The sequence below is a fragment of the Bradyrhizobium sp. Kon10 genome, assembly GCF_055807395.1.
Genome location: NZ_JBVVOZ010000011.1, coordinates 34,579 through 52,492, shown reverse-complemented (window position 1 = coordinate 52,492; position 17,914 = coordinate 34,579). Strand labels below are relative to the sequence as shown.

Sequence of the window (17,914 nt, the reverse complement as noted above, 5' to 3'; positions counted from 1 at the left end):
GGCGGTGCGAGAGTTGGCGTCTAACGGGGAATGCAGATTGTGAACGGGATGGGGCTCACGGCCATCGATCTCGGACTGCGCGGCGCGACCAGCGGCGTGTTCCTGATGATCATTCTGGTGGCGCTGCTGCGCCGTGGCACCAGCCAGCAGGGTTTGCTGGGCATGGCCATGTCGGCCGGCGGCGTGTTCTATGCGATCGCGACCGCGCCTTTGTTTCCAAAATCCTCGTGGTGGTGGGTGCTGCCGATCCTGTCGGCGCAACCCGCCGTGTTCTGGATGTGGGCGCGCGCGGCGTTCGACGACGATTTCGTCCTCAGGCGATGGCACGGCGCCCTGTGGCTGAGCATCGTGGCTTTGGGGTTCGCGATCACGCTGAGCTGGGCGCACTGGCCCGCTTTGGCCGGGGCCGGCGGTCGAGTCCTGGCCTTGGTCTGCCTGGCACTGGCTCTCGCGGCCGCGGTGCAGACGGTCAAGACCTGGCGTGCCGATCTGGTCGCGCGCCGCCGCCGGCTGCGGCTGGCAATGCTGGCGATCAATGTCGGGCTGATCGCGGCCGTCGCCGGCGCCGGCTTCGCCGCGATTCCCGTTGCGCTGCCCGGCGCGCCCGGCAGTCTTCCGACCGCGCTCGGCCTGTTCGTCGTGGCGATGCTCGCCGGACTGGGCGCTTTCGCCACCCAGCCGGCCGTGCCCGTCGACGCCACGGCGGCAATCGCATCCAGCGCGCGCGGCGCCGCTCGTGCTCCCACGGGATCGGTCGTGGTCGATCCGATCCTGCTGCGGCGTCTCGACCATCTGATGACGATCGAGCGAACCTACCGGCAGGAGGGGCTTGCGATCGGGGCGCTGGCGGCACGGCTCGACATTCCCGAGCATCGGCTGCGCCAGGCGATCAACGAAGGGCTGGGCTATCGCAATTTCAATGCGTACCTCAATCACTATCGCATCGAGGATGCCAGGCTGGCGCTGTCCGATTTGGCGCAACGGGAGGTCCCGGTGCTGACCATCGCCATGGACGCCGGCTTCCAGTCGATCGGGCCTTTCAATCGCGCATTCAAGGCCGAGACCGGCGTGACTCCGACCGAATTCCGGCGCGAGGCGTTGAGCCGGCCGCAAACGGCGCCGGACCAGGAGCGCCCTCTCCAAACCAGCCAGCCGCGCCGAGAAATCGGCTAGCCGATTTTTGGATTGGGCGAGAGAGTCCTGAGGGCATCAAGCAGACTGCCGGCAGGAAAAAGCTCTTCTCCAGCAAGCCGAGCCCGTCCATGTCTCCTTTGATCACCGTCGTCCCCTCCGCACCGGAACGCCTGCATGCGCTTGATGCGGTCAGGGCTCTTGCCCTCCTGCTCGGCATCGTCCTGCACGCGACGCTGTCGTTTGTGCCGGCGTCGCCCCGGTTCTGGATCATCCAGGACACCCATCCAAGCCTGATCCTGGGCTTGCTGTCCTTCACCATCCACGTCTTCCGGATGACGACGTTCTTCCTGATGGCGGGTTTCTTCGCCCGCATGAGCTTTCATCGCCGCGGGCCCTGGGACTTCGTCAAGGACAGGCTGCAGCGGATCGGGCTGCCGCTCGTGATCGCCTGGCCGCTCGTGTTCGCGCCGATGGCGCTGGTCGTGATCTGGGCATCCGGCTTTCCGAATGGCGGTCTGACCCACCCCACGTCCAGCTGGCTACCGGCATTGCCGAATTTCCCCCTGACCCACCTCTGGTTTCTGTATGTGCTGCTGGAGCTCTACGCCGCCATGCTGCTGCTCCGTGGCGCGACTATCTGGCTTGACGCCTCCGGCACATTCCGAACGGTCCTCGATCGTCTGTTTGCGCGGATCATGCGAAATCCCCTGGCGCCCCTGGTTGTGGCAATCCCGATCGGCATTGCTTTCAGTCTCGACCAACGCTGGATCAGCGCGATGGGCGTGAGGACGCCGGATCAATCGCTTGTCACCAACGCGCAGGCGTGGATCGGCTTCGGCACTGCCTTCGGGGTCGGATGGCTGCTGCATCGGCGGATCGATCTGCTGCGGATCCTGGAGCGACGCTGGCTGTGGAATCTCCTGGCGGCGATCGGCCTGATCCTGATCAGCTACCTGCTCGCCGGCATCATCACATCGGCGCCGGGCGCACCAAGGCTGCCGTTCCGGTCCGATACGCTGCGGCTGGTCTCGGTCATGCTTTACGCACCGGCCATATGGATCGCGACGTTTGCGATCATCGGCGTCGCGCTCCGGTTCATGTCCGGCTTCAGCCCGACGCGACGCTATCTCGCCGATGCGTCCTACTGGCTCTACCTGATCCACATGCCGATCGTGATGGCGCTCCAGGTCGCGCTGTCGCAACTCGACTGGCCCGGGCTGGTCAAGTTCGCCATGATTCTCATCGTCGCGATTCCGCCGATGCTGGCGAGCTATCACCTGCTGGTGCGCTTCACCTTCATCGGCGTGGTCCTGAATGGCCGCCGCGCCGAAAAGCGCATCCTCCCGCAAGGCGGAATTGCGACTGCGTAGACAGCGCCGTCCCACGCATTAAGATGCCCGCAACAAAAACAAGCAGGCAAGAAAATGTGGGAGAGATGGCGTCATGAAGTTCGGCATCTTCTATGAGCTGCAACTGCCACGGCCGTGGGTGGCGGGCGACGAGCTCAAGCTCTACCAGAACGCGCTTTCGCAGCTCGAGCTCGCCGACAAGGTCGGCTACGACCACGCCTGGGTCGTCGAGCATCATTTCCTCGAGGAATATTCGCACTCGCCTTCGCCGGAATCCTTCCTCGCCGCCGCCAGTCAGCGCACGCAGAACATCCGGCTTGGCCACGGCATCCTCCAGCTCACCACCAATCATCCGGCGCGCGTCGCCGAGCGCGTCGCGGTGCTCGACCTGCTCTCCAACGGACGCTGCGAATTCGGCATGGGCGAGAGCGCCTCCATCACCGAGCTGACACCGTTCGGCCGCGACATGGAGACCAAGAAGGAGGTGTTCGAGGAGGCCGTCGCCGCGATCTTCCCGATGTTCAAGGACGCAGGCAGCGAGCACCACGGCAAGCATTTCGATATCCCTTTGCGCAATGTCGTACCGAAGCCGGTGCAGAAGCCGCATCCGCCGCTGTGGATGGCCTGCTCGCAGCTGCCGACCATCGAACGCGCCGGCCGCCACGGCTTTGGCGCGCTCGGCTTCCAGTTCGTCAGCGCCGATGCCGCGCATGCCTGGGTCCACGCCTATTACAACGCGATCACCAAGCGCCTCACCAAGCTCGCCGACTATGAAATCAATCCGAACATGGCGCTGGTGTCGTTCTTCATGTGCGCCAAGACCGATGAAGAGGCGCGTGCGCGTGCCGACGGCGCCACCTTCTTCCAGTTCGCGCTGCGTTTCTATGGCGCCGCGCAGAACCGCCAGCGTCCCGCGCCCTACACCATCAATATGTGGGACGAGTACAACAAGTGGAAGCGCGACAATCCGGAGGCGCAGGAGGCCGCGCTGCGCGGTGGCCTGATCGGCTCGCCCGAGACGATCCGCAGGAAGCTGAAGCGATTCCAGAGCTCGCATATCGACCAGGTCATCCTGCTCAATCAAGCGGGCAAGAACAGCCACGAGCACATATGCGAATCGCTGGAGCTGTTCGGCCGCGAGGTGATGCCTGAGTTCCAGAACGATCCCGCGCAGGCGGCCTGGAAGAAGGGTGTCATGAGCGGCGAGATCAAGCTCGAGGAGATCGACACCGAGGCTTTCACCGACCGCTACGGCAAGCTCGCGATCAGCGTCGCGCCGGCGAAGGCGGCGGGGTAGGGGATCTCCAAACGGACATCGCGCGCTCTGGCGTGCCTACCTGAACCCACAAGGTGAGAAGGACCGGCGCTGCACGATGCCGTGTATTCGACGAGCCTTGTGCAAGTGCGAGCCATAGCAGTATGCGTAGTCATTCTCGCTCCTGCGAATTGAAGCACTTGAGCCAACGTAAGGACGCTCAACTATGCTCACTGTCTTTGGCGAAGGTCGTGGGTTCCGTGTCGTTTGGCTGCTCGAGGAATTGGGGATGGCTTATCGGCTTTATCCCGGCGCTACAGGACGGTGAGACGATCATGGTCGAATCGATCGCGATCCTCGAATACCTGCTCGCCCGCCACGGCTCGAGCCCGCTCGCCGTCGCCCCGGATGATCCGGCTTTCGCCGCCTATCTGCAATTCCTCCATTTGGGAGAGGCTGGGCTCGCTGGGCCAATGAACGCCGTCTTCGTCGGTCGCGCACTCGCGCCGGAAGCAGAACGAAACGCCCGGGTCACGAGCTGGGCACTGGAGACCTTTCATGGCCGGCTGGCATTGGTCATCCAGCGTCTCTCAAATCATCCATTTCTCGCCGGGGACAAGTTCACCGCTGCCGACATTTCAGTGAGCTACGCTCTCCTGCTTGGTCTGCGAACCGGCAACTATACTCCGGGTTCAGTCGAGCGTGCCTATCTCGCCTGCACGACCACACGCCCCGCCTACGCCCGAGCGATGGAAACCTGCCAAGCCACCAAAGCCTGGGCGGAGCGATCACCGAAATTGTAACTGCCACTGCGGCCGCAAGGACGGTAATCAGCGGCCGAATTTAATGACGTTGTGCGCCCCCACGGGTCCGGTCCCAATAGCGGCATTCTCCAGAACAACGTCGGCGTCTGCGGCGAGCGCCGCTGATCGTCTGATTGTGGATGCGTGCTCCGGGCGTGTAGCGCCGCGTGTCGCCCGGTCGCGTTGCGTCTTGACACCCTTAAACACGAGCATCAGTGTTTCGCCAATGGACTGGCATAGTCTCGAGACGTTTTCCTTCGGTGATAGTCCTGATCTCGCCGACAGGCTCCTTGAGCTGGTTCTTGCGGGAGCCAAGCGTGCGACCTGCTGGGCGGAAAGTCAGGGTCTTCTATCGGCGAAAGTCGGAAAATTGATGGTCGTTGTCGATGGACAAGGCGTTCCGAAAGCCGTTCTCAAGACCATCGAGCTCACGAAGCGACGCTTCGATGAAGTCGATGAGGCGTTTGCCTATGACGAAGGTGAAGGTGACCGCTCCTTGCAGTATTGGCGCGAGGCGCATAAGCGGTATTTCACCCGGCTCGGACGCTACGCGCCGGATATGACGCTCTGGTGTGAACGCTTTGAGCTCGTCGAGCGCATTGGTTCGGCGTGATCCTCATTCGCTTCCCGAACCGTTGGCGTTGCCGCGCAGGCCCGGCACCCATCGGGCCGCATATCCCGGCGACTTCCGTCTTCCGGCGCGCTGCCATTGCTGCTAAATTTCGCAAAACGCGACAGGGAGAGAACGATGCGGCCTCACGGGACGGCCCTGAATCCGGCCGTAGGCGACGTTACGCCCGCGGTGCTTGCCATCGGCCGGCCGGATTTTCCCAACGTGCTGATCGACACGCTGCGCAGGCAGGCCGGCGTCGGCCATTGCATGGTGTTCGCGTTGACGCGCGCCGGTGCGACGAGCTGCCTGCTCGATGCCGGCAACATCCCGACCGGCGGCCATCTCGGTGCCGCCTATGCCGGGCAGTTCCACGAATCCGATCCCAATCGCGATGCGCTGTTCGAAGATGAGGGCCGCGCCCCCATCGTGCTGCCGGCTTTTGCGCCGCGCATGTACGGCGCACGCTACCGGAAGATATTCTTCAACAATTCCGGCATCGTCGACAAATGCGCGACCGCGATCTGGGTCGAGGACACCTGCTTCTACGTGAATTTCTACCGCATCGCCGCCCAGGGCCGCTTCGGCGATGTCGAGCGCGCGCGGCTCCAGGCCATAGCGCCTGCGATCGGCGCGAGCGTCGCACGCCACTTCCAGCACAGTCCGCCCGACCAGAATCTCGCCGCGCTGTTTGCTACCCGCGCGCCACTCGCCGATCTCACGAACCGCGAGCAGCAGGTCTGCCGGCGTATCCTGCTCGGCTTCAGCTCCGAGGCGATTTCGCAGGCGCTCGGCATCAGCCTGCATTCGACCCTGACCTATCGCAAGCGCGCCTATGAGCGGCTCGGCATCTCCTCGCAGAACGAATTGTTCGCCATCGTGCTGCGCCTGCTCGCGGGGCCGCGGAGCCTGAACTGAGGGTACGCCAACTCTGGGATTCTCGCTTCCGAACTGGGCCAGCTCGACCGGATATGGCGCCACGCGGCCACGGTCGACGCGAATGACCCAAAGCGGAGTGTGCTCAGGTTGCGCGCACAAAGCGCGAATGATATGATAATTATCATTCATAAACCTGAAGCGGCTCATGACCAGCAACGTTGAAAATCCTCCGCTCGCACGGGTCGTGCCGCTCGGTCTTCAGGTTGCCGTTCTTGCAGCGCTGTCTGCGAGCGGCACACTAGCCACTAACATCCTGCTGCCTTCGCTGCCGAATATCGCCGCTGCGGTGGGCGTCTCTAGCGCACAGGTCACGGGGGCTATCACCATATTCCTTGCCATGTTCGCGCTCGGACAACTTGTTGTCGGTCCGATGTCGGATCGTTTCGGCCGGCGCGTACCCGTGATGATCGGGTTCGCGGTGTTTTTCGCAGGGAGCATCTGGTGCGCGTTGGCCAACGACTTCGCGGCACTGCTCATCGGTCGCGTCGTGCAGGCTGCTGGGGCATGTGCCGCATCCGTTCTTTCGCGAGCTATCGCAAGAGATCTCTTTGAGGGTGAAAAGTTGGCCCGGGTGCTCACCTTTGTCATGATTGCGATGGCAGCGGCACCCGGATTCTCGCCGCTGGTGGGTGGCGCGCTGGATCATTTTTTTGGTTGGCGTTCGGCCTTTGTCTTCGTCGCAATCTTCGCCGCTGTTGCCGCCATGGCTTTTTTTGCCGCATTCGAAGAAACTCACCTCGCACCTCGCCCCGCGTTCGATGCATCGACGATCGCCAGGAACTACTGGTCGCTTTCGACTGACCGCCGCTTCGTGATTCCTGCCGCGACTGTCAGCCTCATCCTGGGCGCGCTGTTTGCAATGTTTTCGGCGTTGCCGCGTGTCTTGATTGAGGGCCTCGACTTCACCCCACTGCAACTCGGCCTGTTCTTCGCAGGCACGGTCATGATCGTCTTCAGCGCGGGCATTACCGCGACGAAAATCGTTCCGCATCTCGGTCTCGACCGATCGATCGGCATCGGCCTCGCACTCGCCTGTGTCGGCAGCGGCATGGTGTTGCTGTTTGCGCTGTTCGACGGGCGCTTTTTGCCATTTCTTGCCGGCGCATGCGTCTTCCTCCTGGGAATGGGCATGGTCAATCCGCTCTGCAGCGCGCAGACACTTTCGCCGTTTGGCGATCGCGCCGGTGCAGCCTCGGCGCTGCTGGGTTTCTGGCAGATGCTGGCCGCGGCGCTGGGGGTATCGCTCGCGGCGGTAATCGCAAAGAACCCCATGATCGGGCTTGGTCTTGTGCTGGTGCTCGCCTCGACCGTCGCCTCGGCACTTTATCGAGTCCGGGTAAGGGTTGATTGAGCCCGCCAACGTCGCCTGAGGGCCTGATTGAACACCTCGTCCTTCGATCCAAGTTTAGCGTTCAGTTGAGTCTTTGATGCGCTCGGGGTATCGTCAGTGCGATCACGGCGGGCCAGCTTATCAGGGACTAGAACCATGCCAGACTGGCTTCTTGCACCCATCTGTCTCGTCGCCCTGCTCGGCTTCATTGGCTACGCCTGTTACCAGGGGACGAGGGTCTCCCCGGATCGAAACAATACGAACTTTGGGCCCGGCCAGAACGACGGTTGGTTGGGCGGCTCGGACGGTCATTCCGGAAGTTAAACACTGCGGTCGGCTAACCCGATGACCGCTTCTCCAGAGCCGCCGCGATACTCTCCAAGGCGGCGTTCCTGCGCTTTATTTCCACGAGCTCATTCTCGCACATCTGAACGATCGTCCGCCCGGACCACCGTCCGGGCGCATGGGCGTCCCTTCGGCAACACAGCCAGATCACCGCTGCAAAAAAGGCAGCAGCAGCGAGCCATGATAGCGCCTGCTCCCGGTCAAAGTCCGCGATGGCGCCACGGACATCGCCCTTGGATAGGTACGCAATGGCGCGATTGCTGTAGGCATGCTAGTCGTGCACATATTCTGGATCAACTGCGATCACCCCGTCGTAGTCGGCGATTGCACGATCAAAATTGCCCTTGGCAAAGTAGGCGTCGCCTCGGGCGATGAGGGCGAAACTGTTGTTCGCATCCAGCCGGAGACTCTCGGTATAGTCCGCGATGGCCCGGTCGTTGTCACCCTTGGCTTGATAGGCGTAGCCGCGCTCGCCGTATCCAACCCGCTTTCCGTAGTCCGACAGGCCGCTTTCGAACGCGTGGTCGACGTCCGCTATCGCCCGGTCGTACTCGCACCGCTGGTTGTAGATGTGCGCCCGGTTGAGCAGCGAGCCGCCAGCTTTCGGGTTAATTCGGACCGCCTCGCTATAGTCCTTGAAGGCGCGGTCGACGCGATCGGCGAGGCTTGTCCGCGACCAGGCATAGCCGCGCGTATGATATAAGGTGGAGAGGTCCTGGTCTCCATAGTCGCCGCTTTCGATCGCGCGCGTGCAGGCCGCGATCGTCGCGGCAGCGGCTTCCTTCGATCCTTTCAAGCACGCCTGTTGGTCGTCGGCTGCCGCTGGCCGGCTGACGGCAGCGGTTGTTGCGAGCGCCAAGGCCACCAGCCAGACCTGCGCAAAAATCCGCGAGCGCATACCCTTTGTCTCCGTGATAACCGCGGTGCGAGCTAACCCGGAGACGGCTTTTCCAGGGCCGCGGCGATCCTCTCCAACAATGCATTCGTGCGCCTGTTTTCGGCGACCTGCCGCTCGTAGAGATCGACCCAGCTCGTGCCGGATGATGAGCGCCGAGCCGCACGCGAGTACCACAGCCAGACGCCCACCAGCACAAGGAACGGCAACCAGGATACGATCAGGCTGATCACCCAAAGTTGCGGATCACCGCCTGGCCGGTTGAGCAGCGAAAACAAAACGACGAGAGCACCGACGAGACTGATCCACAAAGCAGCTAACATGAACCGAGAGCGAAGCTTCGTCATTCCAGTCACGGCAGTTTCCCTCGGTTGATCTACGATAGCCCCATGCTGTCACTGGTTGATCGACTTCCCATGCCTCGCGCATCCGGCCGTCGGAATGTGGTTAGCCGTTCCTTTGCGTGCATCAGGCTTGTTAAGCCACGCCCCAATATTGCCCTGTCCCCATCGCTAGGGACAGACGCCGGCACCGGAGTTCGCTAGTCTGGTCCGGATCACACGAGTATCCGGGGAGCCCGCTTTGAGCACCGCGCCGCGCATCGACATCGAACCGGCCTCGTTCTGGGCCGACCCCTATCCGATGCTTGCGACCATGCGCAAGGAGGCGCCGATCGCCTTCGTGCCGCAGCTCGGCTCGACGCTGCTGACGAGCCGCGACGACATCTCGATCTCCGAGAAGCAGATCGACGTGTTCTCCTCGCATCAGCCCGCGGGCCTGATGAACCGGCTAATGGGCCACAACATGATGCGCAAGGACGGCGAAGCGCATCAGGTCGAGCGCCGCGCGATGTTTCCGACGGTGTCGCCGAAGACGGTGAAGGCGCACTGGACCGCGCAGTTCCAGGCCCACGCCGATCGCATCCTCGACGCGATCGAGCCCGGCCGGATCGACTTCATGCGCGACTTCGCGCTGCCGTTCTCCGGCGAGTGCCTGAAGTCGATCACCGGCCTCACCAATATCGGCTACCAGGACATGGATGCCTGGTCGCAGGGCATGATTGAGGGCATCGCCAATTACGGGGGCGATCCCGCGGTCGAGGCGCGCTGCCATGCCGCGACCTCGGGCATCGATGCGGCGATCGACGACATGCTGCCGGTGATGCGCAAGCATCCCGACCAGAGCATCCTCGGCGTGCTCGTCGCCTCCGGCATGGCGATGGACAGCGTGCGCGCCAACGTCAATCTCGCGATCTCCGGCGGGCAAAACGAGCCGCGCAAGGCGATCGCCGGAACGGTGTGGGCGCTGCTGACCCATCCCGACCAGCTCGATCTCGTGCGCAAGGGCGAGGTGTCCTGGCTCGAAGCGTTCGAGGAATACGCCCGCTGGATCTCGCCGATCGGGATGTCGCCGCGGCGGATCGCAAAGCCGTGGTCGATCCGCGATGTTGCGTTCGAAACGGATGAGCGCGTGTTCCTGATGTTCGGCTCAGCCAACCGCGACGAGAAGCATTTTGACCGCGCCGATCAGTTCGACGTGCGGCGTGATACGTCCAAGAGCGTCGCCTTCGGCGCCGGCCCGCATTTCTGCGCCGGCGCCTTTGCCTCCCGCGCCATGATCGCCGACGTGGCGCTGCCGACCGTGTTTGCCCGCGCAAGGCAGCTCGAACTCGCCGAGGACGAGCCGGTGCGGATCGGCGGCTGGGCGTTCCGCGGGCTGCAGAATTTGCCGGTGAGATGGCGGCGCTAGGCCGGAAGGCGTACCGATCCCTCTTGTGCCATCATGGAACTGTGCTCCTGTTTTGCCCGACGAGTCAAACCGTGTTGCCCGATGAGTAAGCCATTGATCTGACTGGCCCCGGCTACTGTGCATGGGGTTGTTTTCGACATTTTTTGTTTCGGTCGTGACAGCGTCGGACGGAATCCGCGCGTCTCTCACATTCGCGTGCAGAAAAACTTCATCTTCATTCGCTTGACCGGTTGAAAGATTAATCATGCGCGCTGCCGCACGCGCAGTGCGGGCATCGCTATTTTTCCGCGCGTCTCGACAGCTCCGATCGCCCGCACCATCATTCTCCAACGCGAATGAATGACGGCCGCGCGGGCCCGGGAGTGTTGGATGCAGCGTCGGGACTTTCTCAAGCTATCCGTTGAAACAGCGGCCGCAGCTACGTTTGCGACGCGCGCGAACGCGCAAGCGGCCGTGAAGGAAATTCGTATCGGCTACCAGAAGAACGGTGTGCTGGTTATCACGCGCCAGCAGGCCGCGTTGGAAAAACATTTCGCCCCGCAAGGCATCGAGGTGAAGTGGGTCGAGTTCTCCTCGGGCCCGCCGATGATGGAGGCGATGAACGTCGGCAGCGTCGACTACGGCGCGGTCGGCGATTCCCCGCCGGTGTTCGCCCAGGCCGCGGGTGCTGCGATCGTCTATGCCGCAGGCCAGCCCATCACCAACGGCGCTGGCATTCTGGTGCCGAAGGACTCGCCGATTCACGCGATTGCTGATCTGAAAGGCAAGCGCGTCGGCTTCACCAAGGGTTCCAGTGCCCACAACATCGTGGTGCAGACACTGGAGAAAGCCGGCCTCACCTATGCCGACATCACGCCGGTCTATCTGACGCCGCCGGACGCCGGCCCAGCGTTCGCCAATGGCAGCATCGAGGCGTGGGCGATCTGGGATCCGTATTTCGCGATCGGCGAGGCCAAACAGAATGGCCGTATCCTGATCAACGCGAGCGAGGTCACCAAGTCCAATTCCTTCTACATTGCCAACCGCGAGTTCGCGAGGAGTCACGGGCCCCTCCTGCAACAGATCGTCGACGTCACCACCGCGACCGCAAATTGGGCCGAGCAGCACCGCGACCAAGTCGCGAAATCGCTGGCAACGGTGACCGGCATTCCGCTCGACATCCAGACCATTGCCGCCAACCGGTCGGCCTTCGCGGTCGGGCCCGTCACCGACGACATCGTTGCGACCCAGCAGGGCGTCGCCGACCGGTTCTACAAGCTCGGCCTGATCCCGAGGCCGATCGTCATTCGCGACATCGTCTGGCGCAGCACGGCCACATGAACGTGCCGACCAATCTCCCCCCATCAAAAGGTTTGAACATGAGGCGCATTGTTCAACGTCTGATCGCGGCCATCGTGCTGTCGATCGGCATCGTCGCCGCTGCGGTCGGCACGTCCTACGGACAGGACAAGGTCGTCCGCATCGGCTATCAGAAATACGGCAAGCTGGTGCTGCTCAAGAGCAAGGGCACGCTGGAGCCGAAGCTTGCAGCGAGCGGCTACAAGGTGGTGTGGACCGAATTTCCCTCAGGCCCGCCGCTGCTCGAAGCGCTCAATGTCGGCGCGATCGATTTCGGCAATACCGGCGAAGCCCCGCCGATCTTCGCGCAGGCTGCCGGCGCGCCGATCCGGTATGTCGCCTATGAGCCGCCGGCGCCGAAGGGCGAGGCGATCCTGGTGCCGAAGGACAGCCCGTTGAAGTCGGTCGCCGATCTCAAGGGCAAGAAGGTCGCGCTGAACAAAGGGTCCAACGTTCACTATCTTCTGGTCAAGGCACTGGAGAAGGCGGGCGTCAAATATTCGGAGATCGAGCCGATGTTTCTGGCGCCGGCCGACGCGCGCGCCGCCTTCGAGCGCGGCGCGGTCGATGCCTGGGTGATCTGGGATCCGTTCCAAGCGGCGGCAGAAGCCGCCACCGGTGCGCGCACGCTCGCTGACGGCACCAACATCGTCGCCAACTACCAGTTCTATTTCTCCTCGAAGAAATTCCTCGAAGCCCATCCTGAGATCGTCGATGCCGTGCTCGCCGAGCTGAGCTCGGTCGATGATTGGGCCAAGGGCGACATCCATGCGGTGGCCGAGCAGCTGGCGCCGGCGATTGGATTGTCGGTTCCCGTCGTCGAGGTCGCTCTGAAGCGGCAGGCCTACGGCATCAAGCCGCTGACCGATGCCGTGATCGCCGATCAGCAGCAGGTTGCGGACGCATTCTTCGCGCTCAACCTGATTCCCAAATCCATCAAGATTTCCGACGTGGCGCGGAGGCCAGGATCATGAGCAGGACCATCAGCAAGCAAGCCAACGCCAATATCCTCTGGTTCCTGCCGACGCACGGTGACGGCCGCTATCTCGGCACCGGCATCGGCGGCCGCGAGGTCAGCTTCAACTATCTGCGCCAGATTGCGCAAGCCGCCGATCAGCTCGGCTATTACGGCGTGCTGCTGCCGACCGGGCGCTCCTGCGAGGATTCCTGGATCGTCGCCTCCAGCGTCGCGCCCTTTACCGAGCGGCTGCGCTATCTGGTGGCCGTGCGCCCCGGCCTGCAATCGCCGACCGTTGCGGCGCGCATGACCGCGACGCTCGATCGCATCACAGCCGGCCGGCTGCTGGTCAACGTCGTCACCGGCGGCGATCCCGTCGAGAACAAGGGCGACGGCATCTTCCTTGGCCATGACGAGCGCTACGAGGTCACCCGCGAGTTCCTCAACGTCTATAACGACCTGCTCGCCGGCAAGACGGTGAACGTCGCGGGCAAGCACATCCGCATCGAGGACGGCAAGCTGCTGTTTCCACCGGAGCAGTCGCCGCGGCCGCCGCTGTATTTCGGCGGCTCGTCGGATGCCGGCATCGACGTCGCCGTCGATACGGTCGACAAATATCTCACCTGGGGCGAGCCGCCGGCTCTGGTCGCCGAGAAGATCGCCAAGGTGAGAGAGGTCGCGAGCGCACGCGGCCGAAAGCTGTCCTTCGGCATCCGCCTCCATGTGATCGTCCGCGAGACCAACGAAGAGGCCTGGCGCGCGGCCAATGAGCTGATCAAGCATGTCAGCGACGACACCATTGCCACCGCGCAGAAGAACTTTGCGCGCATGGACTCGGTCGGCCAGCAGCGCATGGCGCAGCTCCACGGCGGCAAGCGCGACAAGCTCGAGATCGCGCCGAACCTCTGGGCCGGTGTCGGCCTGGTGCGCGGCGGTGCCGGCACGGCGCTGGTCGGCGATGCCCAAACCGTCGCCGCGCGCATCAGGGAGTATCAGGATATCGGCATCGATACTTTCATCATGTCGGGCTATCCGCATCTCGAGGAAGCCTATCGCTTCGCCGAGCTGGTGTTCCCGCTGCTCTCGCTGGAGCAGCCGAGCAACGTGACGAAGCTGCACTTCAACGGCGGTCCTTTTGGCGAAACCGTCGGCAGCGATTTCCGTCCGCAGCACAAGGTGTCGCAATCATGAGCCTGATCGACAGTCTTTCCCTTCCGCGCAGCTTCCGCCTGCCGCGCGTCGACGGCCTGATCCAGTGGATCGTGCCGCTCGCCATCGTCGCGGCTTGGCAGGTGGCCTGCGTCGCCGGCTTGGTGCCGACCCGCGTGCTGCCAGCGCCGAGCGACGTCGCGCTCGCGGGCTGGAAGCTGCTGCTCTCCGGCGAGCTGATCCGCAACATCTGGGTCTCGTTCTGGCGCGCCTCGATCGGGTTTTTGATCGGCGGCAGCATCGGCTTCGCATTCGGGCTTGCCAACGGCCTGTCCCAGCTCTCGGCCAAGCTTACCGACACCACGCTCCAGATGGTGCGCAACGTGCCGCATCTGGCCTTGATCCCGCTGGTCATCCTCTGGTTCGGCATCGACGAGAGTGCAAAGCTGTTCCTGGTGGCGCTCGGGGTATTCTTCCCGATCTACCTCAACACCCTGCACGGCATCCGCACCGTCGACCCGCAGCTGATCGAGATGGGCCGCATCTACGGCATGAGCGACGGCGAGCTATTTCGCCGGGTGATCTTCCCGGGCGCGCTGCCTTCGATCTTCGTCGGCATCCGCTTTGCGCTGGGCATCATGTGGCTGACACTGATCGTCGCCGAGACCATCGCGGCCTCGTCTGGCCTCGGCTACATGGCGATGCAGGCGCGCGAGTTCATGCTGATCGACGTCGTCGTGCTCTCGATCCTGATCTACGCCCTGCTCGGCAAGCTCGCCGACAGCGCCTCCCGTGTGCTGGAGCGTCTGACGCTCTCCTGGCACCCCGCATTCCAGAAACGTTGAGCAGAAATACTGGGAATCACATGCAGACAGCCCTTCGGACGACCCTTCCCGAAACCGAGCGCGCCAGCTTCGCCCCGCAGGCCCGCGAGCTGCGCGAGCAGCGGCAAGAACGCCAGGTGCAGACCACCGGCCTGCCGCTCAGCATCCGGGGCTTGCGCAAGTCCTTCGGCGACAACGAGGTGCTGCGCGGCGTCGATTTGCACATTCCCGCCGGCCAGTTCGTCGCCATCGTGGGCAAGAGCGGTTGCGGCAAGAGCACGCTGCTGCGCCTGATCGCAGGCCTCGAAAACATCGACGCCGGCAGCATCAGCTTTGGTGATGCGGCGATCCAGCCCGAGGACATCCGGGTGATGTTCCAGGAGCCGCGGCTGCTGCCCTGGGCGCGCGTGCTGTCCAATGTCGAGGTCGGCCTCGGCCGCAACCGCTCATCGAGCGACGCGCACGCTCGTGCCGAGAAGGCGCTGGCCGAGGTCGGGCTCACGGACAAGCGCGAGCAGTGGCCATCGGTGCTGTCGGGCGGCCAGAAGCAGCGCGTTGCGCTCGCCCGCGCCCTGGTCTCCCATCCGCGCGTGCTTGCCTTCGACGAGCCCCTCGGCGCGCTGGACGCGCTGACTCGAATCTCGATGCAGCGCCTGCTGGAGCGGGTCTGGCGCGACCAGGGTTTTACCGCGATCCTGGTGACCCACGACGTTTCCGAGGCGGTCGCGCTGGCCGACCGCGTGCTGGTGATCGACGAGGGCCGCATTGCCCATGATCTCTTGGTTAACACCGCCCGGCCGCGCGAGCGCGGCTCGATCGAACTCGCAAGCCTTGAAGGCTCGATCCTGAGCCACCTTTTGTTGGCGGACGATCGTACCTAGATAGAGAGGAACCCCGCTTCGGGGAGCATGAAATGAATGTAGTCCCCCGCAATATCATGACCGACACCCTCGTCTCGTCTGCCGATTTCCGCGGCGCCATGCGCCACCTGACCGGTGGCGTCAGCGTCATCACCGCCGGGCGGGGCAAGGACGTCACCGGCATGACGGTCACGTCGGTCACGTCGCTGTCGGTTGATCCGCCGACACTGCTGGTCAGCGTCAACCGCGATGCCTCCTCTTTCCCGCTGATCAGGCGCTATGGCGCCTTCGGCGTGAACATCCTCAACGCCGATCAGCTCGACATCGCCGAACGCTTTGCCGGCAAGGGCGGACTGAAGGGCGTCGATCGCTTTGCCGGCGCCCAGTGGGTGACTTCAGTCTCGGGCGTTCCGCTGCTGGTCGGCGCATTGTCGGCCGTCGATTGCGAGGTCGAGGAGATCGTCGAGCGGCACTCGCACGCCATCGTCATCGGCCGTGTCAGGGACATCAGGAGTTCGACCCGGACCGCAGCGCTGGCCTATTGGCATGGGCAATATGTGGCGGTTGACCAGGACGAGGATGCCGCCAAGCTCGCAGACGTCAGGGTTCCCGCACGCAGCCTGCGCGGCGCTTGATCGCTGCCGTCGAAAGCTGCACAGGCTGGCCTTTTCCCCGTCATCGCTCTAGAAGCGCTGCCTGAGCCTTCTCAGGCCGGGACGGCAATGGAGCGCCATGATGAAACGCGTCGCGACCTGGGCCTTCTACGCCATCGGCGCGCTCGCGATCGCCTATCTCGCGCTCTACGCCTACGCGATGTTTCGCGGCCAGCCGGTCATCCCGGGCGATCCCATCCACATCTTCCGCAAGCCCGACGCGCCGAGTTATTCTTAGAACTCGGGAGGTCTCGTAGGGTGGGCAAAGGCGCCCTTGCGCCGTGCCCACCATCTCTCTGCAGTTGAGCAAGAATTGGTGGGCACGCTTTGCTTTGCCCACCCTACGGCACCTGTGCTTACCCTCGCAAAATCGCCAGCGCCAAGGCTTGCGCGCGCGGCACGATGCTGTCGAGCTCGAGATATTCCTCCGGCGTATGCGCGAGACCGCCGACCGGTCCGACGCCGCAGATGGTCGGCGTCCCGACCGCGGCGGTGAAGCCGGAATCGGCGCAGCCGCCGGAGAACTCGCCCTGGAGCGTGGTGAGGCCGGTTTGCTTTGCGGCCGCCTGATAGCGTTCGAACAGCGCCTTCGAGCCCTCGCTCTGCACGACCGGCGCGAACTCGCCCTTGATCGTCAGCACGGCACTGGTGCCGGGTACACAAGGCGTGGCGATGATCCTTTCGATCTCAGCCATCACCGTGGCGCGGTCGGCCGGGTCGACATAGCGCATATCGATCTGGCCTTCGGCGTAAGGCGCCGTCGTGTTGACCGACTGGCCGCCCGCAACGAGCCCGACATTGAGCGTGATACCCTTGGTGAGATCGGTCAGTGCGTGGATCTGGATGATCTTGTGCGCGAGCTCGCCGATCGCGCTGACGCCTGCGGCGAAATTGGCGCCGGAATGCGCGGCTTTGCCGGTGATGGCGAAATGCATGAAGATGCCGCCCTTGCGGCTGGTGACGACGTTGCCGGTCGGGCGGCCCGGCTCGGAATTGAACACGGCGCGCGCAGAGCGCCCCTCACGCTCGATCACCGGTCGCGACGAGGGCGAGGCAATCTCCTCATCCGAGGTGATCAGCAGCTTGATCGGATGCGGATTGCCGCCGAATCTGTGGAAGGCGGTGGCCACGAACACGTTCATGACGAGGCCGGCCTTCATGTCGGCGACGCCGGGTCCATAGGCGCGATTGTCTCTTATCGTGAACGGGCGCCGTCCGGCCTCGCCCTTGCCGAACACGGTGTCGCGATGTCCCATCAACAGCACCGGCTTCTCGTTGCTGCCGGGCTTTGCGACCTCGGCATGGAGCGCATCGCCAAAGCTGCCGTGGCTTTCGCGCCGGCAGGGAATGCCGTGCTCGGCAAAATGCCGCTCGAATCGCGCGCCGACCGCATCGACGCCTTCCTTGTCATAGGACCCGGAATCGATGTTCACGACGTCGCACAACAGATCGATCATCGCCTGCCGCTGCGACGCCAGCCAATCGATGATTTGAGCTTCAGACATGCTTTCCCTCGCGTGGTTCTCAGTGCGGGTTATAGGGCCTGCCGTGGCCATGGCCTAGTCGGCTGGCGCGGTCCCGTCATGCGAGAAGCGCTCTCAACGCCGTCATTGCGAGCGTAGCGGCGTAGCGAAGCAATCCAGTCTGTCACCGCGGATGAATTCTGGATTGCTTCGCTGCGCTCGCAATGACGAGGTTGGTAGCCGCATTCAAACAAAAATGC

17 protein-coding genes and 1 pseudogene are annotated in these 17,914 nt (G+C 63.6%); 15 read left to right on the top strand and 3 right to left on the bottom strand.

Annotated elements, in window-relative coordinates; genetic code table 11:
- The first annotated feature begins 30 nt into the window (after window positions 1-30).
- The 7 genes and pseudogenes from AC0L2O_RS17190 to AC0L2O_RS17160 all read left to right on the top strand — a co-directional run bounded on the left by AC0L2O_RS17190 (window position 31) and on the right by AC0L2O_RS17160 (window position 7,441).
- Window positions 31-1,173 carry an AraC family transcriptional regulator gene (locus tag AC0L2O_RS17190; RefSeq protein WP_473370536.1) on the top strand — a complete coding sequence of 381 codons (1,143 nt, stop codon included), beginning with the start codon at window positions 31-33 and terminating at the stop codon, window positions 1,171-1,173.
- Window positions 1,174-1,262: 89 nt separating this feature from the next.
- Complete coding sequence (locus AC0L2O_RS17185; protein ID WP_473370535.1) at window positions 1,263-2,504, top strand: acyltransferase family protein; 1,242 nt, start codon at window positions 1,263-1,265, stop codon at window positions 2,502-2,504.
- 73 nt (window positions 2,505-2,577) lie between these two features.
- Window positions 2,578-3,780 carry an LLM class flavin-dependent oxidoreductase gene (locus AC0L2O_RS17180; RefSeq protein ID WP_409192139.1) on the top strand — a complete coding sequence of 401 codons (1,203 nt, stop codon included), beginning with the start codon at window positions 2,578-2,580 and terminating at the stop codon, window positions 3,778-3,780.
- A gap of 184 nt (window positions 3,781-3,964) precedes the next feature.
- Window positions 3,965-4,541, top strand: a pseudogene (locus AC0L2O_RS17175) (glutathione S-transferase family protein).
- 43 nt (window positions 4,542-4,584) lie between these two features.
- Window positions 4,585-5,154, top strand: coding sequence for an ASCH domain-containing protein (locus tag AC0L2O_RS17170; protein ID WP_473370534.1), 570 nt, complete (start codon window positions 4,585-4,587; stop codon window positions 5,152-5,154).
- Between the two features lie 135 nt (window positions 5,155-5,289).
- Complete coding sequence (locus AC0L2O_RS17165) at window positions 5,290-6,069, top strand: helix-turn-helix transcriptional regulator (protein WP_473370533.1); 780 nt, start codon at window positions 5,290-5,292, stop codon at window positions 6,067-6,069.
- A 166-nt stretch (window positions 6,070-6,235) separates the two neighbouring features.
- Complete coding sequence (locus AC0L2O_RS17160; protein ID WP_473370532.1) at window positions 6,236-7,441, top strand: multidrug effflux MFS transporter; 1,206 nt, start codon at window positions 6,236-6,238, stop codon at window positions 7,439-7,441.
- A 595-nt stretch (window positions 7,442-8,036) separates the two neighbouring features.
- On the opposite strand, the gene AC0L2O_RS17155 is transcribed toward AC0L2O_RS17160, so the two are convergent.
- Complete coding sequence (locus AC0L2O_RS17155) at window positions 8,037-8,630, bottom strand: tetratricopeptide repeat protein (protein ID WP_473370531.1); 594 nt, start codon at window positions 8,628-8,630, stop codon at window positions 8,037-8,039.
- Between the two features lie 65 nt (window positions 8,631-8,695).
- The gene (locus AC0L2O_RS17150; protein WP_473370530.1) at window positions 8,696-9,007 is read right to left on the bottom strand and encodes a hypothetical protein; all 312 of its coding nucleotides are present in this window, start codon (window positions 9,005-9,007) and stop codon (window positions 8,696-8,698) included.
- 235 nt (window positions 9,008-9,242) lie between these two features.
- Between AC0L2O_RS17150 and AC0L2O_RS17145 the strand changes: the two genes are divergently transcribed.
- The 8 genes from AC0L2O_RS17145 to AC0L2O_RS17110 all read left to right on the top strand — a co-directional run bounded on the left by AC0L2O_RS17145 (window position 9,243) and on the right by AC0L2O_RS17110 (window position 16,429).
- A complete protein-coding gene (locus AC0L2O_RS17145; protein ID WP_473370529.1) occupies window positions 9,243-10,409 on the top strand; it encodes a cytochrome P450 in 1,167 nt (388 codons plus the stop codon).
- 369 nt (window positions 10,410-10,778) lie between these two features.
- Window positions 10,779-11,729: a sulfonate ABC transporter substrate-binding protein gene (locus tag AC0L2O_RS17140; RefSeq protein WP_473370528.1), complete on the top strand. Its 951-nt coding sequence runs from the start codon at window positions 10,779-10,781 to the stop codon at window positions 11,727-11,729.
- A 38-nt stretch (window positions 11,730-11,767) separates the two neighbouring features.
- Window positions 11,768-12,721: a sulfonate ABC transporter substrate-binding protein gene (locus tag AC0L2O_RS17135; protein WP_473370527.1), complete on the top strand. Its 954-nt coding sequence runs from the start codon at window positions 11,768-11,770 to the stop codon at window positions 12,719-12,721.
- Window positions 12,718-13,896 carry an FMNH2-dependent alkanesulfonate monooxygenase gene (gene ssuD, locus AC0L2O_RS17130; protein ID WP_473370526.1) on the top strand — a complete coding sequence of 393 codons (1,179 nt, stop codon included), beginning with the start codon at window positions 12,718-12,720 and terminating at the stop codon, window positions 13,894-13,896. The genes AC0L2O_RS17135 and ssuD overlap by 4 nt, the downstream gene beginning before the upstream one ends.
- Window positions 13,893-14,699 carry an ABC transporter permease subunit gene (locus AC0L2O_RS17125; protein WP_473370525.1) on the top strand — a complete coding sequence of 269 codons (807 nt, stop codon included), beginning with the start codon at window positions 13,893-13,895 and terminating at the stop codon, window positions 14,697-14,699. Before ssuD ends, AC0L2O_RS17125 begins: the two co-directional genes overlap by 4 nt.
- A gap of 20 nt (window positions 14,700-14,719) precedes the next feature.
- Window positions 14,720-15,559 carry an ATP-binding cassette domain-containing protein gene (locus AC0L2O_RS17120; protein ID WP_473370524.1) on the top strand — a complete coding sequence of 280 codons (840 nt, stop codon included), beginning with the start codon at window positions 14,720-14,722 and terminating at the stop codon, window positions 15,557-15,559.
- A gap of 32 nt (window positions 15,560-15,591) precedes the next feature.
- Window positions 15,592-16,173: a flavin reductase family protein gene (locus AC0L2O_RS17115; RefSeq protein WP_473370523.1), complete on the top strand. Its 582-nt coding sequence runs from the start codon at window positions 15,592-15,594 to the stop codon at window positions 16,171-16,173.
- A 97-nt stretch (window positions 16,174-16,270) separates the two neighbouring features.
- A complete protein-coding gene (locus AC0L2O_RS17110) occupies window positions 16,271-16,429 on the top strand; it encodes a hypothetical protein (protein WP_473370645.1) in 159 nt (52 codons plus the stop codon).
- 118 nt (window positions 16,430-16,547) lie between these two features.
- Here the strand turns inward: AC0L2O_RS17110 and AC0L2O_RS17105 are convergent, their stop codons facing one another.
- Window positions 16,548-17,696 carry a M20 family metallopeptidase gene (locus AC0L2O_RS17105; protein ID WP_473370522.1) on the bottom strand — a complete coding sequence of 383 codons (1,149 nt, stop codon included), beginning with the start codon at window positions 17,694-17,696 and terminating at the stop codon, window positions 16,548-16,550.
- Window positions 17,697-17,914: the final 218 nt, after the last annotated feature.

What these genes read in the sequence shown, in the direction of transcription:
- AC0L2O_RS17190 (WP_473370536.1), top strand. Translation starts at nt 31, where the DNA reads ATGCAGATTGTGAACGGGATGGGGCTCACGGCCATCGATCTCGGACTG.
- AC0L2O_RS17135 (WP_473370527.1), top strand. Translation starts at nt 11,768, where the DNA reads ATGAGGCGCATTGTTCAACGTCTGATCGCGGCCATCGTGCTGTCGATC.
- AC0L2O_RS17105 (WP_473370522.1), bottom strand. Translation starts at nt 17,696, where the DNA reads ATGTCTGAAGCTCAAATCATCGATTGGCTGGCGTCGCAGCGGCAGGCG.
- AC0L2O_RS17170 (WP_473370534.1), top strand. Translation starts at nt 4,585, where the DNA reads ATGACGTTGTGCGCCCCCACGGGTCCGGTCCCAATAGCGGCATTCTCC.
- AC0L2O_RS17115 (WP_473370523.1), top strand. Translation starts at nt 15,592, where the DNA reads ATGAATGTAGTCCCCCGCAATATCATGACCGACACCCTCGTCTCGTCT.
- AC0L2O_RS17185 (WP_473370535.1), top strand. Translation starts at nt 1,263, where the DNA reads ATGTCTCCTTTGATCACCGTCGTCCCCTCCGCACCGGAACGCCTGCAT.
- AC0L2O_RS17165 (WP_473370533.1), top strand. Translation starts at nt 5,290, where the DNA reads ATGCGGCCTCACGGGACGGCCCTGAATCCGGCCGTAGGCGACGTTACG.
- AC0L2O_RS17120 (WP_473370524.1), top strand. Translation starts at nt 14,720, where the DNA reads ATGCAGACAGCCCTTCGGACGACCCTTCCCGAAACCGAGCGCGCCAGC.
- AC0L2O_RS17150 (WP_473370530.1), bottom strand. Translation starts at nt 9,007, where the DNA reads ATGACGAAGCTTCGCTCTCGGTTCATGTTAGCTGCTTTGTGGATCAGT.
- AC0L2O_RS17125 (WP_473370525.1), top strand. Translation starts at nt 13,893, where the DNA reads ATGAGCCTGATCGACAGTCTTTCCCTTCCGCGCAGCTTCCGCCTGCCG.
- AC0L2O_RS17180 (WP_409192139.1), top strand. Translation starts at nt 2,578, where the DNA reads ATGAAGTTCGGCATCTTCTATGAGCTGCAACTGCCACGGCCGTGGGTG.
- AC0L2O_RS17140 (WP_473370528.1), top strand. Translation starts at nt 10,779, where the DNA reads ATGCAGCGTCGGGACTTTCTCAAGCTATCCGTTGAAACAGCGGCCGCA.
- AC0L2O_RS17110 (WP_473370645.1), top strand. Translation starts at nt 16,271, where the DNA reads ATGATGAAACGCGTCGCGACCTGGGCCTTCTACGCCATCGGCGCGCTC.
- ssuD (WP_473370526.1), top strand. Translation starts at nt 12,718, where the DNA reads ATGAGCAGGACCATCAGCAAGCAAGCCAACGCCAATATCCTCTGGTTC.
- AC0L2O_RS17160 (WP_473370532.1), top strand. Translation starts at nt 6,236, where the DNA reads ATGACCAGCAACGTTGAAAATCCTCCGCTCGCACGGGTCGTGCCGCTC.